Origin of the sequence: Pseudacidovorax intermedius (assembly GCF_003350475.1) — a bacterium.
GTDB classification, from domain to species: domain Bacteria; phylum Pseudomonadota; class Gammaproteobacteria; order Burkholderiales; family Burkholderiaceae_C; genus Xenophilus; species Xenophilus intermedius.
In genome coordinates this window covers 385,286-403,522 of sequence record NZ_QQAV01000002.1, presented here as the reverse complement: position 1 = coordinate 403,522, position 18,237 = coordinate 385,286, and the positions used below count along the sequence as shown (strand labels likewise).

14 protein-coding genes and 1 tRNA gene are annotated in these 18,237 nt (G+C 69.2%); 6 read left to right on the top strand and 9 right to left on the bottom strand.

Annotated features, from left to right (window positions below; translation table 11 throughout):
• Nucleotides 1–2 precede the first annotated feature (2 nt).
• The 5 genes from DFR41_RS08515 to DFR41_RS08495 all read left to right on the top strand — a co-directional run bounded on the left by DFR41_RS08515 (nucleotide 3) and on the right by DFR41_RS08495 (nucleotide 6,487).
• Nucleotides 3–1,013, top strand: a complete 1,011-nt coding sequence (locus tag DFR41_RS08515) for a class 1 fructose-bisphosphatase (protein ID WP_017759443.1) — start codon at nucleotides 3–5, stop codon at nucleotides 1,011–1,013.
• A 77-nt stretch (nucleotides 1,014–1,090) separates the two neighbouring features.
• Nucleotides 1,091–1,166 (top strand) — tRNA-Thr (locus DFR41_RS08510).
• Nucleotides 1,167–1,305: 139 nt separating this feature from the next.
• The gene (locus DFR41_RS08505; RefSeq protein WP_114802414.1) at nucleotides 1,306–4,953 is read left to right on the top strand and encodes a hybrid sensor histidine kinase/response regulator; all 3,648 of its coding nucleotides are present in this window, start codon (nucleotides 1,306–1,308) and stop codon (nucleotides 4,951–4,953) included.
• A complete protein-coding gene (locus DFR41_RS08500) occupies nucleotides 4,950–5,981 on the top strand; it encodes an HD domain-containing phosphohydrolase (protein ID WP_114802413.1) in 1,032 nt (343 codons plus the stop codon). The genes DFR41_RS08505 and DFR41_RS08500 overlap by 4 nt, the downstream gene beginning before the upstream one ends.
• 2 nt (nucleotides 5,982–5,983) lie before the next feature.
• Nucleotides 5,984–6,487: a thermonuclease family protein gene (locus DFR41_RS08495; protein ID WP_017760737.1), complete on the top strand. Its 504-nt coding sequence runs from the start codon at nucleotides 5,984–5,986 to the stop codon at nucleotides 6,485–6,487.
• A gap of 102 nt (nucleotides 6,488–6,589) precedes the next feature.
• On the opposite strand, the gene DFR41_RS08490 is transcribed toward DFR41_RS08495, so the two are convergent.
• On the bottom strand, nucleotides 6,590–7,888 hold the full coding sequence (locus DFR41_RS08490) for a hemolysin family protein (RefSeq protein WP_017760736.1): 1,299 nt from the start codon (nucleotides 7,886–7,888) through the stop codon (nucleotides 6,590–6,592).
• Nucleotides 7,889–7,914: 26 nt separating this feature from the next.
• On the opposite strand from DFR41_RS08490, the gene DFR41_RS08485 reads away from it, so the two are divergent.
• Complete coding sequence (locus DFR41_RS08485) at nucleotides 7,915–8,757, top strand: symmetrical bis(5'-nucleosyl)-tetraphosphatase (protein ID WP_114802412.1); 843 nt, start codon at nucleotides 7,915–7,917, stop codon at nucleotides 8,755–8,757.
• A 30-nt stretch (nucleotides 8,758–8,787) separates the two neighbouring features.
• Here DFR41_RS08485 and DFR41_RS08480 read toward each other — a convergent pair whose 3' ends face one another.
• The 8 genes from DFR41_RS08480 to ahpF all read right to left on the bottom strand — a co-directional run bounded on the left by DFR41_RS08480 (nucleotide 8,788) and on the right by ahpF (nucleotide 18,008).
• Complete coding sequence (locus tag DFR41_RS08480) at nucleotides 8,788–9,924, bottom strand: aminotransferase class V-fold PLP-dependent enzyme (protein ID WP_114802411.1); 1,137 nt, start codon at nucleotides 9,922–9,924, stop codon at nucleotides 8,788–8,790.
• A 116-nt stretch (nucleotides 9,925–10,040) separates the two neighbouring features.
• The gene (locus tag DFR41_RS08475) at nucleotides 10,041–11,513 is read right to left on the bottom strand and encodes a DEAD/DEAH box helicase (RefSeq protein ID WP_114802410.1); all 1,473 of its coding nucleotides are present in this window, start codon (nucleotides 11,511–11,513) and stop codon (nucleotides 10,041–10,043) included.
• A gap of 91 nt (nucleotides 11,514–11,604) precedes the next feature.
• Entirely contained in the window at nucleotides 11,605–12,480 is an 876-nt protein-coding gene (ypfJ, locus tag DFR41_RS08470; RefSeq protein ID WP_017762086.1) for a KPN_02809 family neutral zinc metallopeptidase, read from the bottom strand.
• Between the two features lie 58 nt (nucleotides 12,481–12,538).
• On the bottom strand, nucleotides 12,539–12,805 hold the full coding sequence (locus tag DFR41_RS08465) for a hypothetical protein (RefSeq protein ID WP_114802409.1): 267 nt from the start codon (nucleotides 12,803–12,805) through the stop codon (nucleotides 12,539–12,541).
• A gap of 171 nt (nucleotides 12,806–12,976) precedes the next feature.
• Nucleotides 12,977–13,543: a dCTP deaminase gene (gene dcd / locus DFR41_RS08460; protein ID WP_017762084.1), complete on the bottom strand. Its 567-nt coding sequence runs from the start codon at nucleotides 13,541–13,543 to the stop codon at nucleotides 12,977–12,979.
• An 81-nt stretch (nucleotides 13,544–13,624) separates the two neighbouring features.
• The gene (guaD, locus tag DFR41_RS08455; RefSeq protein ID WP_114802408.1) at nucleotides 13,625–14,911 is read right to left on the bottom strand and encodes a guanine deaminase; all 1,287 of its coding nucleotides are present in this window, start codon (nucleotides 14,909–14,911) and stop codon (nucleotides 13,625–13,627) included.
• A 299-nt stretch (nucleotides 14,912–15,210) separates the two neighbouring features.
• Nucleotides 15,211–16,308 (bottom strand): BMP family ABC transporter substrate-binding protein, encoded by a 1,098-nt coding sequence (locus tag DFR41_RS08450; RefSeq protein WP_114802407.1) that lies wholly within the window; start codon nucleotides 16,306–16,308, stop codon nucleotides 15,211–15,213.
• A gap of 137 nt (nucleotides 16,309–16,445) precedes the next feature.
• Nucleotides 16,446–18,008 carry an alkyl hydroperoxide reductase subunit F gene (gene ahpF / locus DFR41_RS08445; RefSeq protein WP_114802406.1) on the bottom strand — a complete coding sequence of 521 codons (1,563 nt, stop codon included), beginning with the start codon at nucleotides 18,006–18,008 and terminating at the stop codon, nucleotides 16,446–16,448.
• Nucleotides 18,009–18,237 lie beyond the last annotated feature (229 nt).

The following is an 18,237-nucleotide window of genomic DNA, read 5'->3' as shown; positions in this document are numbered from 1 at the left end:
CCATGGCCTCTCAGAACATTTCACTCACCCGCTACCTCGTCGAGCAGCAACGCGTCGACGGCCTCATCCCTGGCCAGCTGCGCCTGCTGCTGGAGGTGGTGGCCCGCGCCTGCAAGCGCATCAGCCTCTCGGTCAACAAGGGCGCCCTGGGCGGCGTGCTCGGCACGGCCGGCAGCGAGAACGTGCAGGGCGAGGTCCAGAAGAAGCTGGACATCATTGCCAACGAGGTGCTGATCGAGGCCAACGAATGGGGCGGCCACCTGGCCGCCATGGCCAGCGAGGAGATGGACAGCATCTACGTGGTGCCCAACCGCTATCCGCAGGGCGAGTACCTGCTGATGTTCGACCCGCTCGACGGCTCCAGCAACATCGACGTCAACGTCAGCATCGGCACCATCTTCAGCGTGCTGAAGAAGCCGGACGACCACCCGGGCGTGCAGGAGGCCGACTTCCTGCAGGCCGGCTGCAAGCAGGTGGCCGCCGGCTACTGCCTGTACGGCCCGCAGACGGTGCTGGTTCTCACCGTCGGCGACGGCGTGGCGATGTTCACGCTCGACCGTGAGCAGGGCAGCTTCATCCTGACGACGGACAAGATGGAGATCCCGGCCGACACCAAGGAATTCGCGATCAACATGAGCAACATGCGCCACTGGGACGCCCCGGTGAAGCGCTACATCGACGAATGCCTCGCCGGCAAGGACGGCCCGCGCGGCAAGGACTTCAACATGCGCTGGATCGCCAGCATGGTGACCGACGTGCACCGCATCCTCACCCGTGGCGGCGTGTTCATGTACCCCTGGGACAAGCGCGAGCCGGAGAAGCCGGGCAAGCTGCGCCTGATGTACGAGGCCAACCCGATGGCCTGGCTGGTCGAGCAGGCCGGCGGTGCGGCCACCAACGGCCGCGAGCGCATCCTCGACATCCAGCCCCAGAAGCTGCACGAGCGCGTGTCGGTGATCCTCGGCTCCAAGAACGAGGTCGAGCGCGTGACGAAGTACCATTTGGAGACGTGAGCTTTTTGGCGCTATACTATTGGGCTGCTTACGAAGGCACTCACCACAGCGCCTTCCTGCTTTAAAATAAGTTTTTCGCCGGCGTAGCTCAGTTGGTAGAGCAACGCACTCGTAACGCGTAGGTCACCAGTTCGATTCCGGTCGCCGGCACCATCTCAAAGCCCGCAAGCTGATGCTTGCGGGCTTTTTTTGTTGGCCCCTCGCGCGCAGGCCGAGCAGCCCCGGTCCGCGGCAAGCGCAGCCCGCGCGTTGTAGGACCCAGTAAGCTCTTCCCCCTCCCCAGACTCTCCACATGCCTACGCAGACCGACTGGCTCGGCATCCTTGCGCCCCTGCAATCGGCCGCGGGCGTGTGGCTGGCCGCTGCCGCCGCCGTGCTGTGCGGCTGGCGTGTGCTGCAGGCCGGCCGCCAAGCCGGGACGGCCGCCGATCGCTGCGCGGCCGCGCTGCTGGCCACGCTGCTGTGGACGATGGCCCTGGCGCTTTCCATCCACGCCGGCCTCGGCTTCGGACTGCACGGCACAGGGGCGGACGAGTTCGCCTGGGGCTGGCCCCTGCTGCCCGGGGCAGCCGCCGCGGCGGCGCTGGCCGCCAGTTGGAGTGACGCCACACGCTGGCGGGCCGGGGCTGCCGGCCTGGCAGGCCTGGCGGGCACGGCACTCTTCATCGGCCAGACCGCGACGCCCCTGGGCTTCATGAGCGTACTTCTGGCCGCCGCCGCGCTGATCATGCTGCTGGCCTATGCGCTGCTGCGGGCACCGCGCTCGCCGGCGGGCACGAAGGGCTGGCAGCCCGGGCTCTGGGCCCTGGCAGCGCCGCTGGTCGTCGCCGTCGTGGCCGCCGTGGGCACCCTGCCGGGTCCGGTCGGGGCGCCGGGGCTGCCCCACTGGAACGGCCTGCCCTGGCCACAGCAAGGGTTCGGCCTGTGTGCCCTGGCCCTTCTGTACATCGGCATGTGCGGCACCCGGCAGGCGCGGGCGCAGGCGGCGGCGCTCGACGCCTTGCAGCAACGCTTCGACCTCGCGCCGGACGGCCTGCTCGTGCTCGACACCGAGCACCGGATCACGGCCGCCAATGCTGCGGCGCTGCGGCTGCTGCAACTGCGCGCGGACGAGGCCACCGGCAAAACACTCCCGACCCTGCTCGACGCTGCGGACACCGACCTCGCGGAATGGCTCAGGGATCCAGCCAGCAGCCCCGCCGGGCCCGGCGAACGCCGCGCGCTGCGCCCCCTGGCAGGCGGCGGCGCGCTGGCGCTGCGCCTCGCGCGTGCGGGCCTGGGCGTCGACCGCCAGGGTCGCGAGGCCGCCTGCATCGTCACCCTGGCCGACATCAGCGCGCAGCATGCCGAGGAGGAAGCGATCCGCCAGCGGGAGCGCCGCTATCGCGGGCTGATCGACAACATCCCGGGCGTCTCCTTCAGCACCCTGCTCGACGAGCCCCACACGACGCTGTTCGTCAGCCCCAGCGTGGACGCCCTGACGGGCTGGCCCGCCTCCGACTTCACCTCGGGGCGGCGCACCCTCGCCCACCTCATCCATCCCTCCGACCGGCACCGCATTCAGCAGGCCCTGATCCTGGCGGTCGGCCTGCCCGAGGGCGGCCCGGTGACGGCGGAGTTCCGGCTGCTGCATCGCAGCGAGTCCGAACGCTGGGTCTGGTTCACCGGCCAGGTGACCCATCCGCGCGAGGGCGGCCCGCCACGCCTGGACGGCGTGCTGCTGGACATCACCGAGACCCGCCGCCACCACTGGATGCAGGGCGGCACGGCCGAGGCCGTGCAGAGGGTGATGGGCGTTGCGGTGTTCGCCATGGACGGCCGCATCGAATGGGCCAACGACCGCATGCTCGGCTGGATGGGCTACACGCTCGACGAGTTCACCACCCGCCACCACCACGACCTCGTGGATGCCGCCGCGGGCCGCCAGACCGCCTTCGACGCGCTCTGGCAGCGCCTGCGCCGCGGTGAATTCGAGGTCGGCGAATACCGCCGCATGACCCGGCAGGGCCAGGAGTTCTGGCTCCAGGGCTCGTACAACCCCATCTTCGACGCCGACGGCATCGTGGTGCGCGTGGTGCTCCTGGCGCAGGACATCAATCCCCGCCGCCAGATGGAAGGTGCACTTCGCGAGGCCAAGGCCCGCGCCGAGCAGGCCGCCGCGGCACGCACCATGTTCCTGGCGAACATGAGCCACGAGATCCGCACGCCGATGAACGCCATCCTCGGCTTCACCGAACTGCTCCTCGAAGGACCCCTGGCGGTCGAGCAACGCCGGCACCTGCAGACCGTGCGCCAGTCGGCCCAGAGCCTGCTCAGCCTGCTCAACGGCATCCTGGACACCGCCAAGCTCGACCGCGGCGCGCTGGAACTGGAACTCGCCGACTTCTCCCTGAGGGAATTGCTGGAACAGACCGCTACTTCCCTGCGACTGGAAGCCGAGCGCAAGGGCCTGGCGCTGAAGGTGCTGTGGGACGATGCACTGGACGTGCATTTCCGCGCAGACGCGGTGCGTATCCGCCAGGTACTGACGAACCTGCTGGGCAATGCCATCAAATTCACCGAATGCGGCGAGGTGCAGCTTGCGGCGCGCCGCGCGGGCGATCTGGTCGAGCTGTCGGTGCAGGACACGGGCATCGGCATCCCCGCAGACAGGCTGGCCGCCATCTTCGACCCCTTTGCGCAGGCCGATGCCTCCACCAGCCGGCGCTTCGGTGGAACCGGCCTGGGCACCACCATCGCGCGGCAACTTACCGAATTGATGGGCGGGCGCATCGAAGTCCAGAGCACGCCGGGCCAGGGCAGCGTCTTCCGGGTGCTGCTGCCGCTGAAGACCGCGCTGGCCCCGCACCCCGTCGCGCGCGTGCCGGAGCCGCCCGTCGAGCCACCCCCCCTGTCGGTGCTGGCCGTGGACGACGTGCCTGAGAACCGCGACCTGGTGCGTCTGGCGCTGGGGCAGCGCGGCCACCAGGTGAGCACCGCCGCCGACGCGCCGAAAGCGCTGGACCTGCTCATGAAGCACCGCTTCCATGTCGTGCTGCTGGATGTCCACATGCCTGGCATCGACGGTCTTGAGGCCGCCCGCCGCATTCGCGCCTATGAGGCCTCGCGCAGCCTGCCACCCACCCCGCTGATCGCGCTGAGTGCGAGCGTGCTGCCCGCCGACCGGCAGGCCGCGCGCACGGCCGGCATGGAAGGCTTCGTGCCCAAGCCCTTCGAGGCCGCCCAGCTGCTGGCGGAGATGGCACGGGTGACCGGCCTGCAGCGTGGCGGCGACCTGGCCCTGCCGATGCCGGCGGCGGCGGCGCCCGCTGGCACGATGCTGCCCGCTGGCGTCGACTGGGCGCGCGGCATCCGCAACTGGACCCACGAGGCCGCACTGCGCCGCGCCCTGGACAAGATGCTGGCACAGCATGGCGGGGCCGCGGCCACCATCGCCGAGCAGGTCGAGCGTGGACAACTGGACGAAGCCCGCCAGATCGCCCACCGCCTGCGCGGCCTGGCCGGCAACCTGGCCTGCGACGACCTCTTCGCAGCCGCCACGAACGTGGAGCTGGCCCTGGCGCAAGGCGAGCCGGACGCCGCACGGCAGGGCATCCCGGCGCTCAGTGCCGCGTTCGATGCCGTGCAGGCAGCGCTCGACAGCCGGCCCTTGCCGCCCTCCACGCCGGACGGCGAACGCGTGATGCTGGACGGCGCACGGCTGCGCACGGCGCTGGCTGAACTCTTGCGCGCGATCCATCGCAACGAGATGACCGGCGACGAGGACTGGCCCGACGTCGCCGCGACGCTGGCGTTCATGGGCGAGGGCGCGGCCGCCGATGCGCTGCGGCAGGCGTTGGACGGCTTCGAGTTCGGTGTCGCGGCCCGACTCCTAGAATCGCTGATCGACCGGCTGCCCCCCGACGCGGCCCTGGCAGGTGAGAAGGCTTCCCATCCATGACCGACCTCTCCGCAATCCAGCGGCCCACCGTCCTCGTCGTCGACGACGAACCCCTGAACCTCCAGGTGGTGCGCAGCATGCTGCACACGGACTACCGCCTGGTCTTCGCCAAGGACGGGCGAAGTGCGATTGCCCTGGCCTCGGCCGCAGCGCCCGACCTGGTGCTGCTGGATGTGATGATGCCGGGCATGACAGGCTACGAGGTCTGCCGCGAGCTCAAGAGCCATGAACTCACCCGCTACGTGCCGGTGATCTTCGCCACTGCGCTGGCCGACGAGGCCAACGAGGAACTGGGCCTCGCCTGCGGCGCCGTCGACTACGTCGTCAAGCCGCTCAACGCCGGCATCCTTCGCGCACGCATCCGCACCCACCTGTCGCTGGTGCGCATGGAAGAACTGCAGGCCACGCGGTTGCAGGCCATCCGCTGCCTGGGCGCCGCCGCGGAGTACAAGGACAACGAGACGGGGATGCACGTGGTGCGCATGAGCCACTACGCGCACCTGCTGGCGCTGGCCTCGGGCTACGGACCCGCCGAAGCCGACGACCTGCTGCATGCCGCGCCCATGCACGACATCGGCAAGATCGGCATCCCGGATGCCATCCTGCAGAAGGCCGGAAGCCTGACCCCCGAAGAGCGGACCGTGATGATGGCCCACCCCGTCATCGGTGCCGACATCCTCGGCAACCATCCCTCGCGGCTCTTCCAGCTGGCCCGCACCATCGCCCTGACCCACCATGAGAAGTGGGACGGCAGCGGCTACCCCCATGGGCTGGCGGGGGCGGACATTCCGCTCGTGGGGCGCATCGTGGCGCTTGCCGACGTCTTCGACGCCCTGACCAGCGTGCGTCCGTACAAGCCGGCCTGGCCCGTGGAAGAAGCCATGGCCTGGATCCAGAGCCAGAGTGGGAGCCATTTCGATCCCACCCTGGTGGAACTGCTGCAGCAGAACCTGCCGCGGGTGCTGGAGATCAAGGCGCAATTCGGCGACGACGCCGCCGACATCGTGGTGCTCGACGCGGACGACTGACGGTGGCCCTAGCTGCAGCCCTGCTGCTGTGCCTCGTCACGGCCGTGAGCGACGGCGACACCCTGCATGCCGACTGCGATGGTGGCGAGGCGCTGACGGTGCGCGTGCACGCCATCGATGCCCCCGAATCCGGTCAACCCCATGGCCGCAACGCGCGGCGCCTGCTGGCGCGGCTGGCGCTGCACCGCGAGGTCGAGCTGCGCTGCGTGGACCGCGACCGCTATGGCCGTGCAGTCTGCGCCGTGCAGGTACCGCCCACGGAAGATCCGGACGCGCCGCCCAGTGTGGATGCCGGAGAGGCGATGCTGGAGGCGGGCATGGCGTGGTGGTATCAGCAGTACGCCGATGCGCAGACGCCCCCCGCCCGGCGCCGCTATGCCGCCGCCGAAGCGCGGGCGCGGCGGGCCCGTGTCGGACTGTGGAAGGCAGCGAACCCGACCCCGCCCTGGCAATGGCGCCGAGAGCAACGAGCGCTCGACACCGACGACCCAGAACGGGTGCATTGAACGCAAAGGCGCCGCGGGAAGCCTGCACGAACTGGCATTGGTCCTCCGAAGCAGCCCACGGCCTCATCGTCCGAATGAAGCAGGGCGCCGGACCCGGTGGGCCTATGCGGCCGGCAGCGGACGCGCCTGCACACGGTCGATGCGACGGCCTTCCAGCGCGAGCACCTCGAAGCCCCAGCCCGCGCATTCGATCTGCTCGCCCACGGCGGGCAGGTGGCCCGAGACGGACATCAGCAGCCCGGCCACGGTGTTGTAGCGGCCGCGCTCCTCATCCGGCAGTTCGCGGATGGCCAGCCGCGCCCGCAGCTCCGAGACCGGCATCAGCCCATCGAGCGTCCAGCTGCCGTCGGCCTGCGGCATCGCCCAGGCATCCGCCGGCACATGGGGATGCAGCTCGCCGGTGATGGCCTCCAGCAGATCGCGCGGCGTCAGCAGGCCCTGCACCACGCCGTATTCGTCCACCACCAGCACCATCCGCCCTGCCTGCGCGCGGAACTGTTCCAGCAGCTCCAGGCCGGTCAGCGTCTCGGGCACGAAGGACGCCGGCTGCGCCAGCGTGCCCAGCGCCCCCTCGTGCGACGGCCCCAGCTTGAGCAGCTGCGCCACGCTCACGACGCCCACCACGTCGTCCAGCGAATTGCGGCAGACGGGATACCAGGAATGCATCAGGTTGATGGCGCCGGCTGCGGCCACCTTCTGCAAGGCCTCGGCCACCGTGAGGTTGGCGGGCATCCACTCGATGTCGCTGCGCGGGACCATGAGCGAGGACAGGCGGCGGTCGTCCAGGTGGAAGACGTTGCGCACCATCTGGTGCTCGTGGCGCTCGATGACGCCGGCGTCCACGCCCTCCTCCAGGCTGGCGGAGATCTCCTCCTCGGTCACCGCGCGCGCCGCCGTGGCGTCGATGCGCAGCAGCCGCAGCGTGGCCGCCGTGGTGCCGGAGAGCAGGTAGACGAAGGGCTTGGTGCCCTTGGCCAGCGCACGCATCGGGCGCGACACCCAGCGCGCCACCGGCTCGGGATAGAGCTGACCGATGCGCTTGGGCACCAGCTCGCCGAAGATGATCGTGAAGAAGGTGATGGCGGTCACCACCAGCGCGGTGGACAGGATGCTGGCCGGGCCTTCGCCCATCCCCCATTCCTGCATGCGGATGGCCAGCGGACCGGCAAAGGCCGATTCGCCCACGATGCCGCTGAGCATGCCGATGGAAGTGATGCCGATCTGCACCGTCGACAGGAACTGCGTCGGCATGTCCATCAGCTTGAGCGCCGCGGCCGCCCCCGGATCGCCCGTCTCCGCCAGTGCCGCCAGGCGGGCTCGGCGCGAGGTGGCCAGGGCCATTTCGGACATCGCGAACAACGCATTGCACGTCGTCAGCAAGGCCAGCAGAAGGATATCCATCGAGGGGTCAAGGGGAGAATGAGGGCATGGCACTCTATCTCATCGGTGATGTGCAGGGCTGCGACGAGGCGCTGGGCCGCCTGCTCGACACCCTGGACTTCTCGCCCAGCCGCGACCGGCTGGTGCTGCTCGGCGACCTGATCAACCGCGGCCCCGACTCCCTGGGCGTGCTGCGCCGGATGCAGGCACTGGGCGACGCGGCCCGCAGCCTGCTGGGCAACCACGACCTTCACCTGCTCGGCGTGGCCCATGGCGTGCGCAAGCCCGGACGGCGCGACACGCTCGCGCCCATCCTGGACGCACCCGACCGCGCGGCCCTGCTGGACTGGCTGCGCCACCGCGCGATGGCGCTGCACGAGCGCATCGGCGGGCGCGACCTGCTCATGGTGCATGCGGGCGTGCTGCCCGCCTGGACCGTGGCCGACACGATGGCTCGCGCGCACGAGCTGGAAGCCGTGCTGCGCGGCCCGCATCTGGGCCGGTTCCTCACGGAGATGTACGGCAACGAGCCGGCTGCCTGGTCCGACGAGCTCGCCGGTAGCGCGCGCCTGCGGGTGATCGTCAACACGCTCACCCGCCTGCGCTTCTGCAGCCCGGAAGGGAGGATGGAATTCGAGGCCAAGGACAGCGCGGCCGAGGCCCCAACGGGCTATCTGCCCTGGTTCGATGTGCCGGGTCGTCGCACTGCCGGGGCGGTGGTGGCTTTCGGCCACTGGTCGACGCTGGGCTGGCTCTCACGGCCGGACCTGCTGTCGACCGACACCGGCTGCGTGTGGGGCGGCTGCCTCACAGCCGTGCGCATCGGCGCCACGCTGGATGAGCGCGAGCGCATCGAGGTGCGCTGCTCCCAGGCGCAGGCGCCAGGCTGAGCGCCACCGTCACACAGCGGCGGCAGCGGCTCAGGCCGTGCCGAGCACCTTGTCCAGGCCGGCCTTCAGGTGGCCCACGCTGCGGTCGACATTGCGCCACTTCTCCAGGCCGAACAGCCCGATGCGGAAGGTCATGAAGTCCGGCCCCTCGCCGCACTGCAGCGGCACGCCGGAGGCGGTCTGCAGGCCGGCCTCGATGAACTTCTTGGCGCTCTGGATGCCGGGGTCGGTGGTGTAGCTCACCACCACGCCGGGGGCCTTGAAGCCTTCAGCCGCCACGCTCGGCAGGCCACGCGACTCCAGCAGTGCGCGCACTTTGTCGCCCAATTCGAACTGCGCCTGGCGCGCCGCTTCGAAGCCCCAGTCGCGCGTCTCCTTCATCACGTCGCGCAGCAGCACCAGTGCGTCGGTCGGCATGGTGGTGTGATACGCATGCTGGCCGCGCTCGTAGCCCTCGGCGATCTGCATCCACTTCTTGAGGTCGCAGGAGAAGCTGCTGCTGGTCGTGCCCTCGATGGCTTCGCGGGCGCGCTCGCCCAGCATCACCATGGCGCAGCAGGGCGAGCCGCTCCAGCCCTTCTGCGGCGCGCTGATCAGCACGTCCACGCCGGTGGCCTGCATGTCGACCCAGACGGCGCCGGAGGCCACACAGTCCAGCACGAACAGGGCGCCCACCTCGCGGGCAGCGGCGCTCACGGTGCGCAGGTAGTCATCGGGCAGCAGGATGCCGCTGGCCGTTTCCACATGCGGCGCGAAGATGACCTTGGGCTTTTCGGCGCGGATGGTGGCGGCCACCTCTTCCGCGGGGCACGGCGCCCAGGGCGCCTGCGGGCCTTCGCCTTGCTGGCGGGCCTGACAGACGATGGCGCCACCGCCCAGTCCACCCGCGTCGAAGATCTGGCTCCAGCGGTAGCTGAACCAGCCGTTGCGCACGATCAGCACCTTCTCGCGGTTGGCGAACTGGCGGGCCACCGCCTCCATGCCGAAGGTGCCACTGCCCGGCACCAGCACCGCGGTGCGGGCGTGATAGACCTCTTTCAGCGTGGCCAGGATGTCCTGCATTACGCCGGTGAAGCGTTTGGACATGTGGTTGAGCGCGCGGTCGGTGTAGACGACCGAGAACTCGAGCAGGCCGTCGGGATCGACGTCGGGCAGCAAGCCGGGCATGGGAGTCTCCTTGTTGTGGATGCAAACGCCGGCCACGGGCCGGCGGGGTCTGGCGCTGTGATCGGCGAGGCGCCGAGGGTCAGCCCCGAGCACGCGGCGCGGCCGGGGCAGCACCGTCAGTTCTGCTGCGTCTCGGCAGCCTTGAACAGGGCCGCCACCTTGCGCTTCGAACGGATGTTGGTGGAGCCGGGCTGGCGCGGCGCGGGCGCCTTGGCCGAGGCCTCCCAGGCCGGCTTTTCCTCGCCGCGGTCGGACGCCTCGTAGGGCTTGTCGAAGAAGGGATCGCGCGACGCGTGCGTGGTGCGCTGCGGACGAGGGGCACGGTAGCCTTCGCTGCTGCCCTGGTTGCTGCGCGGCGCATCGAGGGCGTCGCGGGCATCGCCCGTCTCGCCGTCCTCGCGCCAACGGCGGCGGCCGTCGTTCATCCGGCCACGCGGACGCTCGTCGTCCATCTCCAGGGGCTGCAGCTCGATCTTCTTCTTTATGAGCTTCTCGATGTCGGCCACCAGGCGTGCATCGTTGCCACCGCCGGCGAAGCTCACCGCCAGGCCCGAGGCGCCGGCGCGGCCCGTGCGGCCGATTCGGTGCACGTAGTCCTCGGCGTTGAAGGGCACGTCGTAATTGAAGACGGCGGGCACGTCCTTGATGTCCAGGCCGCGGGCTGCGACGTCGGTGCACACCAGCAGGTCCACCTCGCCGGCCTTGAAGGCGGCCAGCGCCTTCAGGCGCTCGTCCTGGCTCTTGTCGCCGTGCAGGGCGGTGCAGCGCAAGCCCTCGCGCTCCAGCGAGCGCGCCAGGCGGGCACAGCCCAGCTTGCTGTTGACGAAGACGAAGGCCTGGGTGATGCCGCGCTGACGCACGATCTGCTTGAGCGCGCGCCGCTTGTCGTCTTCATGGACACCATAGAACACCTGCTCGACGGTGGAGGCCGTCTCGTTGGGCCGGGCCACCTCGATGGTGATGGGGTCCTGCAGATAACTGGAGGCCAGCCGCTTGATCTCGGGCGAGAAGGTGGCCGAGAACAGCAGCGTGGTGCGCTGCTTGGGCAAGTACGACAGGATGCGCTGCAGGTCGGGCAGGAAGCCAATGTCGAGCATGCGATCGGCCTCGTCGAGCACCACATACTCGACCTGGTTCAGCACCGCATTCTTGGCTTCGATGTGGTCCAGCAGCCGGCCGGGCGTGGCCACCAGCACCTCCACCCCCTTCTTCAACTCGGCGGTCTGCGGCTTCATGTCGATGCCGCCAAAGACCACCGCGCTGCGCAGTTGGGTGTACTTGGCGTAGAGCTTGACCTGCTGGGCCACCTGGTCGGCCAGTTCGCGCGTGGGCAGCAGCACCAGCGCACGAACCGGGTGCCGGGCCGGCGAAGTCGAGGCGTTCTCATGCTTGAGCAGGCGATGCAGCAGAGGCAGCGAGAAGGCGGCGGTCTTGCCGGTGCCGGTCTGGGCGGCACCCATCACGTCCTGGCCGGACAGCACCACCGGAATCGCCTGCGCCTGGATCGGCGTCATGTGTTCGTAGCCCATGTCGGCCACGGCGCGCTTCAACGGGTCCGCCAGCGCGAGGTCGGAATAGAGAGTACTCATAGGAAGTCCGCGATTGTCGCATTGCCGCAAAAAACGGCAGTGACAGCGGGGTGACGGGCGTTTCGGGCCCTTCAGGCCGACCGTGCAAGGCTCAGAGCGTGGAGGCGTTGAAGGTGTCGCAGGCCTTCACCTGTCCGCTCTTGTAGCCGTTCATGAACCAGCGCTGGCGCTGGGCGCTGCTGCCGTGGGTGAAGCTGTCGGGCACCACCGCCCGGCCGGCGGAACGTTGCAGGGCGTCGTCGCCGATCTTCTCGGCCGCATTCATCGCGGCGGCGATGTCGGACGGGTCGAGCCACTGCTTCGACTCCTGCGAGCGCTGGGCCCATACGCCCGCGAAGCAGTCCGCCTGCAGTTCGACCCGCACGCTCGTCGCGTTGGCCTGGGTCTCGTTCTGGCGCCGGCGCATCGCGTCGACCTTGTCGGTGATGCCCAGCAGGTGCTGAACGTGATGGCCCACCTCATGCGCGATGACATAGGCCTGCGCGAATTCCCCCGGCGCTCCGAGCCGGTCGCGCAGGGTGTCGTAGAAGCGCAGGTCGATGTAGACCTTGCTGTCGCCCGGGCAGTAGAAGGGACCCATGGCACTCTGCCCGGTGCCGCAGGCCGTGGGCGTGCTGTTATCGAAAAGCACCAGCGTGGGCGCACGGTACTGGGCGCCGCCTTCGCGGAACACCTCGCCCCAGACCACCTCAGTGTTGCGCAGCACCGTGCGTACGAATGCGGTCTCGCGGTCGTTGCGCGGCGCATGGGCGGGGGCTTGCTGCTGCTGGACGACCGGGCTGCCGCCTCCGCTGAGCAGGCCCAGCAAGGTCAGCGGATTGATCCCGAACAGCCAGCCCGCCACCACCGCCACGGCCACCGTGCCTAGGCCGATGCTGCGGCCGCCGATGGGGAAGCCGCCACCGCCGCCGCCCATGCCGCGGCGGTCTTCGACGTTGTCGGATTGGTCGTTGCCTTCCCAGCGCATTGCTTTCCTTTCGAATCGGCCCGGCCGGCCAACGGCGCGACGATGCGCCGCGTTTGTGTCAGCGGGCCAGGGTGTAGCTCACGGACTGTACGCCCGCGGGCTGCTCGAAGGCCGCCGTCAGCCGGGCGCGCTGGGCACGGACCTCCTCGGCCGTCTGGACGGCGATGCGCGCCTGGGCGTCACGCAGTTGGGCGGCTTGGACCTGCCCGCGCGCCACCTGGTAGATCGCGGCAAGAAGGAACAGCGCCACCACGGCGAGCGAGCCGATCAGCAGCCACTGAGAGGGCGAAAGGAAGGAAGGGCGTGCGGCAGGGTGTTGGGACATCGGCATCTCCTGCACGGCCCATCCGTGCGGGTGGCCGAAGACTCGTGGGCAAACGGGCCAGGGCGTGGCGGCCCGCTGCGCGAATCCTTGTAGGCGCCGCCAAGCGGCGGCTGTCAGCCGCGCCGGGCATCCCCTTGGCAGCTGGCGGCTACACCGGCTGCGGTCATGGCCTCAGGCCTTGGGCAGCGTCACGCCGCTCTGCCCCTGGTACTTGCCGCCGCGGTCCTTGTAGCTGACCTCGCAGACCTCGTCGCTCTCGAAGAACAGCACCTGCGCACAGCCCTCGCCCGCATAGATCTTGGCGGGCAGCGGCGTGGTGTTGGAGAACTCCAGCGTTACGTAGCCTTCCCACTCCGGCTCGAAAGGCGTGACGTTGACGATGATGCCGCAGCGCGCGTAGGTGCTCTTGCCCAGGCAGATGGTCAGCACGTTGCGGGGAATGCGGAAGTACTCCACCGTGCGCGCCAGCGCGAAGCTGTTGGGCGGGATGATGCAGACATCCGCCTGGATGTCGACGAAGCTCTTTTCGTCGAAATTTTTCGGGTCCACCACCGTGCTGTGGATGTTGGTGAAGACCTTGAATTCAGGGGCGCAGCGGATGTCGTACCCGTAGCTGCTGGTGCCGTAGCTGATGAGCTTGCGACCGTCCTGCTGGCGCACCTGGCCGGGCTCGAAGGGCTCGATCATGCCGTGCTGCTCGGCCATGCGCCGGATCCATTGGTCGCTCTTGATGCTCATGGGAAGACTCGCGCTGGGCGTGCCGGGGCACGCGTCGGAAAAGAGGGCCCGCATTGTGGCACGCGCAACCCAGGCGGCCGCTCAGCCGGCGCGGGCGATCACCGTGCGTTCGATGACGCGGTCGTCGCCCAGTACGATAAGGGCGAACAGCAGTTCCTCCAGGGACGCCGCGTTGGCCGACTTGCGCGCCAGCAAGGGCGTCGCCGCCGGATCCAGCACCAGGAAGTCCGCCTCGCAACCCGGTTGCAGGTTGCCGATGGTGCCGGACAGCCCCAGGGCCTGCGCGGCGCCCGCCGTGTGCAGCCACCACAGGCGCGAGGGGGCGAGGCTCAGGCCCGGCTTGGTCTGCCCTTCACGTCCCGCGTAATAGGCGGCCAGCATGGTATGGAAGGGGCTGAAGCTGGTGCCGCCGCCCACGTCGCTGGCCAGGCCATGCAGGTAGTCGACGCGCTGAGCGCCCTCGAAGTCGAAGAAGCCGCTGCCCAGAAACAGGTTGCTGGTGGGGCTGACGGCCGCCGCGGTGCGGGTGGCACGCATCAGGTGGCGGTCGTCGTCGTCGAAATGGATGCAGTGGGCATACACCGCCCGCTCGCGCATCAGGCCGAAGTCGTCGTAGACGCCCAGGTAGGAGCGCGATGCGGGGAACAGCTCGCGCGCCCACTTCACCTCGTCCTTGTTCTCGGCCACGTGCGACTGGATCCAGGTGTCGGCGTAGCGCGCCGCCAGTTCGCCGGCCCCCCTCAGTTGCGCTTCGGTGCTGGTCGGTGCAAAGCGGGGCGTAATGGCGTAGCCGAGCCGGTCCACGCCGTGCCAGCGGCGGATCAGGTCTTCGGTATCGGCCAGGCTGCGCTCAGTGTCGTCACGGACGCCGTCGGGCGAATGGCGGTCCTGCAGCACCTTGCCGGTGATCAGGCGCATCTGCCGGTGCCGGGCGGCCGAGAACAGCGCATTCACCGAGGCCGGATGCGAGGTCGCGAAGGTCAGCGAGGTGGTCACGCCGTGACGCAGCAGTTCGTCCAAGAAGACCTCGGCCACCTCGGCCGAATGCGCGGCTTCGGCGAAGCGGGTCTCGGCCGGGAAGGTGTAGTTCTCCAGCCAGGGCAGCAGGCCGTCGGCGGGCGCGCCGATGATGTCCGTCTGGGGAAAGTGGATGTGCATGTCCACGAAGCCCGGCGTCAGGATGCGGCCCGGCAGGCGTTCGGGCTCCACGTCGGGATGGCGAGGCTGCACCGCGCCGTGGCTGCCAGCGTCGACCACGCGCTCGCGACCTTGGGCATCGGGCGCGACGACCAGCAGGCCGTCGGTGTCGAACAGGGGTCGGCCGGCGTCGTCGAAACGCAGCAGCGAGGCGCGGTAGGCTTTTTTCATTGGTCGGAATCGGGGGGAAGGATGCAGCGGCCCAAGGCCGCGGCAGGTACTTCGGCGGAGCGTACTGGAAGCCGCGGTGCCGCGGCTGCCGCTCGGCTTATAGCGGCTATATATATATGCCGCGCGGCAGCCCAGGGGCAGAAGGTGTGAATGAATCCGGCGTGGCCGAGCGGGCAGCGAAAAAGCGCCCGATCAAGGCGCAAAGCGCAGCCATAGCTCGGGCCATGGCGAGCATTTGCAACGCGGAGTGGGCGCGTTTTGGTAGGACGAGCGGGCATGACGGGCTCGTTCACACCTTCTCAGGGCTCGATGCGCCCCTGCACGCCCTCGACCAGCCACTTCATCTTGAGGATCTGTCCGTCGTCCAGCGCCTGGCCGCGTGCGATCACGACGCGGCCCTGGTTGTCGCGCACATCGGCGGCCACGGCACGGAAGGGCTGCAGCCGGCCGGCCGCGATGTCCTGCTGGCGCGCCATCACCTCGTCCTGCACTGCCTTGGGCACCTTGGGGCCAAAGTCGCCAACGCGGATCATGCCCTCCTTGACGCCGCCCCAGGTGTCGGTGCTCTTCCAGCTGCCGTCGAGCATGGCCTTGGCGCGCTGCACGTAGTAGTCGCCCCAGCGGTGCGTGACCGCGACGATTTGCGCATCGGCCGCCACCTGGCGCATGTCGGAGTGATACCCCACGGCCATCCGGCCACGCTCCTGCGCCGCCTTCATCACGGCGGAGGAGCCGGTGTGGAAGGCCAGCACATCCGCGCCCTGGTCCATCAGCCGCATGGCCGCGTCGCGCTCCAGGGCTGGGTCGAACCACTGGTTGAGCCACACGACCTTGACCTGCGCGGTGGGGTCGACCGAGCGCATGCCGAGCGTGAAGGCATTGATGCCCTGCAGCACCTCGGGAATCGGGAAGCCCGCCACGTAGCCGGCCACATGCGACTTGCTCATGCGCCCCGCCGCCACGCCCGCCAGGTAGCGGCCTTCGTAGTAGCGCGCATTGGCCGTCGCCACGTTGTCGGCCCGCTGGTAGCCGGTGATCGATTCGAAGCGCACCTGCGGAAACTCGCGCGCCACACGCATCGTCGGCGCCATGTAGCCGAAGCTGGGCGTGATGATGAGCTGGTTGCCCTGGCGTGCCAGATCGCGGATGACGCGCTCGGCGTCGGGCCCTTCGGCCACGTTCTCCACATAGGTGGTCTTCACCTTGCCGGGCAGCGCCGCCTCGATGGCCTGGCGGCCCAGCTCGTGCTGGTGCACCCAGCCCGCGTCGCCCAGTGGCGCGACATAGACGATGCCAACCTTTAGCGGTGCCTGAGACGGCGCCGGCTGGGCATGGGTGAAGGGAGAAGAAAGAAAACAGCAGGCGGCCGCGAGCGCGACTGCGAGGTTTTTGTACATGGTGTTCCTCGACATGGCCCCGAAAACGAAAACGCCGTGCAGCGGGGCACTGCACGGCGGGCGGGATTCTAAGAAGCGGCGCCGCGACACGGCGGCCTGGGGGCAAAGGCGGCACCCTTCGCGGGCACCGCCCTCGCTCAGGCAGCCACGGGCGCGCTGGTGCGGATCAGGTGGTCGAAGGCGCTGAGCGCCGCCTTCGCGCCCTCGCCGGCGGCAATAATGATCTGCTTGTAGGGCACCGTGGTGCAGTCGCCCGCCGCGAACACGCCCGGCACCGAGGTCTGGCCCTTCGCGTCCACGATGATCTCGCCGTGGCGCGACAGCTCGACCGTGCCCTTGAGCCAGTCGGTATTGGGCACCAGGCCGATCTGGATGAACACGCCCTCCAGGTCCACGCGCTGCTCCTGGCCGGTCGCGCGGTCCTTGTAGGTCAGGCCGTTCACCTTGTCGGTGCCGGTGATGGACGTGGTCTGCGCGTTGGTCAGCACCGTCACGTTGGGCAGGCTGGTGAGCTTGCGTTGCAGCACGGCATCGGCGCGCAACTGGGTGTCGAACTCGATCAGCGTGACGTGGCCAACGATGCCGGCCAGGTCGATGGCCGCCTCGACGCCGGAGTTGCCGCCGCCGATCACCGCCACGCGCTTGCCCTTGAACAGCGGACCGTCGCAGTGCGGGCAGTAGGCCACGCCCTTGTTCTTGAACTCTTGCTCGCCCGGCACGTTGATGTTGCGCCAGCGCGCGCCGGTCGACAGGATCACGGTCTTGGCCTTGAGCGTCGCGCCGCTTTCCATGCGGACTTCGATGAGGTCCTTGCCCGGCACCAGTGCGGCGGCGCGCTGCAGGTTCATCACGTCCACGTCGTAATGGCGCACGTGCTCGTCCAGCGCGAGCGCGAAGTGTGGGCCCTGCGTTTCCTTGACCGAGATGAAGTTCTCGATGCCCAGCGTGTCCAGCACCTGGCCGCCGAAGCGCTCGGCCGCCACACCGGTGCGGATGCCCTTGCGGGCGGCGTACACGGCGGCCGCGGCGCCGGCGGGGCCGCCGCCGACGATCAGCACGTCGAAGGCGTCCTTGGCGCTGAGCTTCTTCGCCTCGCGCTCGACGCCGCTGGTGTCGATCTTGGCCAGGATCTCTTCCAGGCTCATGCGGCCGGAGCCGAACATCTGGCCGTTCATGAAGACGGTGGGCACACCCATGATCTGGCGGTCCTCGATCTCCTTCTGGAAGGTGCCGCCCTCGATCATGGTGGTCTTGATGCGCGGGTTCTGCACCGCCATCAGGTTCAGCGCCTGCACCACGTCCGGGCAGTTGTGGCAGGTCAGCGAGACGTAGACCTCGAATTCGAAGTCGCCGTCGATCTGCTTGATCTGGTCGAGGATGGCCTGCTCGACCTTGGGCGGATAGCCGCCCTGCTGCAGCATGGCCAGGATGAGCGAGGTGAATTCATGGCCCATGGGCAGGCCGGCGAAACGCGGGCCGTCCGTCTGGCCGGGCTTGTTGATCGAGAACGAGGGCTTGCGCTCGCTGCTCTCTGCACGGTCGATCACGGTGACCAGCTTGGACGTGCTGGCGATGTCCTGGAGCAGTTCGCGCGTCTGTGCCGACGCCGGCGAGTCGTCCAGCGCAGCCACGATCTCGATGGGCTGGGAAATGCGCTCCAGGTAGCTGGAAAGCTGGGCTTTGGTGGCGGCGTCAAGCATGGCGGTGTCTTTCTGGCGTTCGGGTCTTCAATGGGAGAGGGGCCTCGGGGCGCTTGCCCGGCGGCACGGGCTCGTCTCCGGCATCTAGGGACGGGCCGGCAATAAAAAAGCCCGGGTCACGTGGGTGCCCCGGGCTCGGGGGCAGCTGCTGCGCAGCCGCCCGGCAGGCGGTGTCAGGCGCGCGCCGGCCGTCCTCCCGTGGGGGACGAGGCTCGGTGCGGACGGCCTG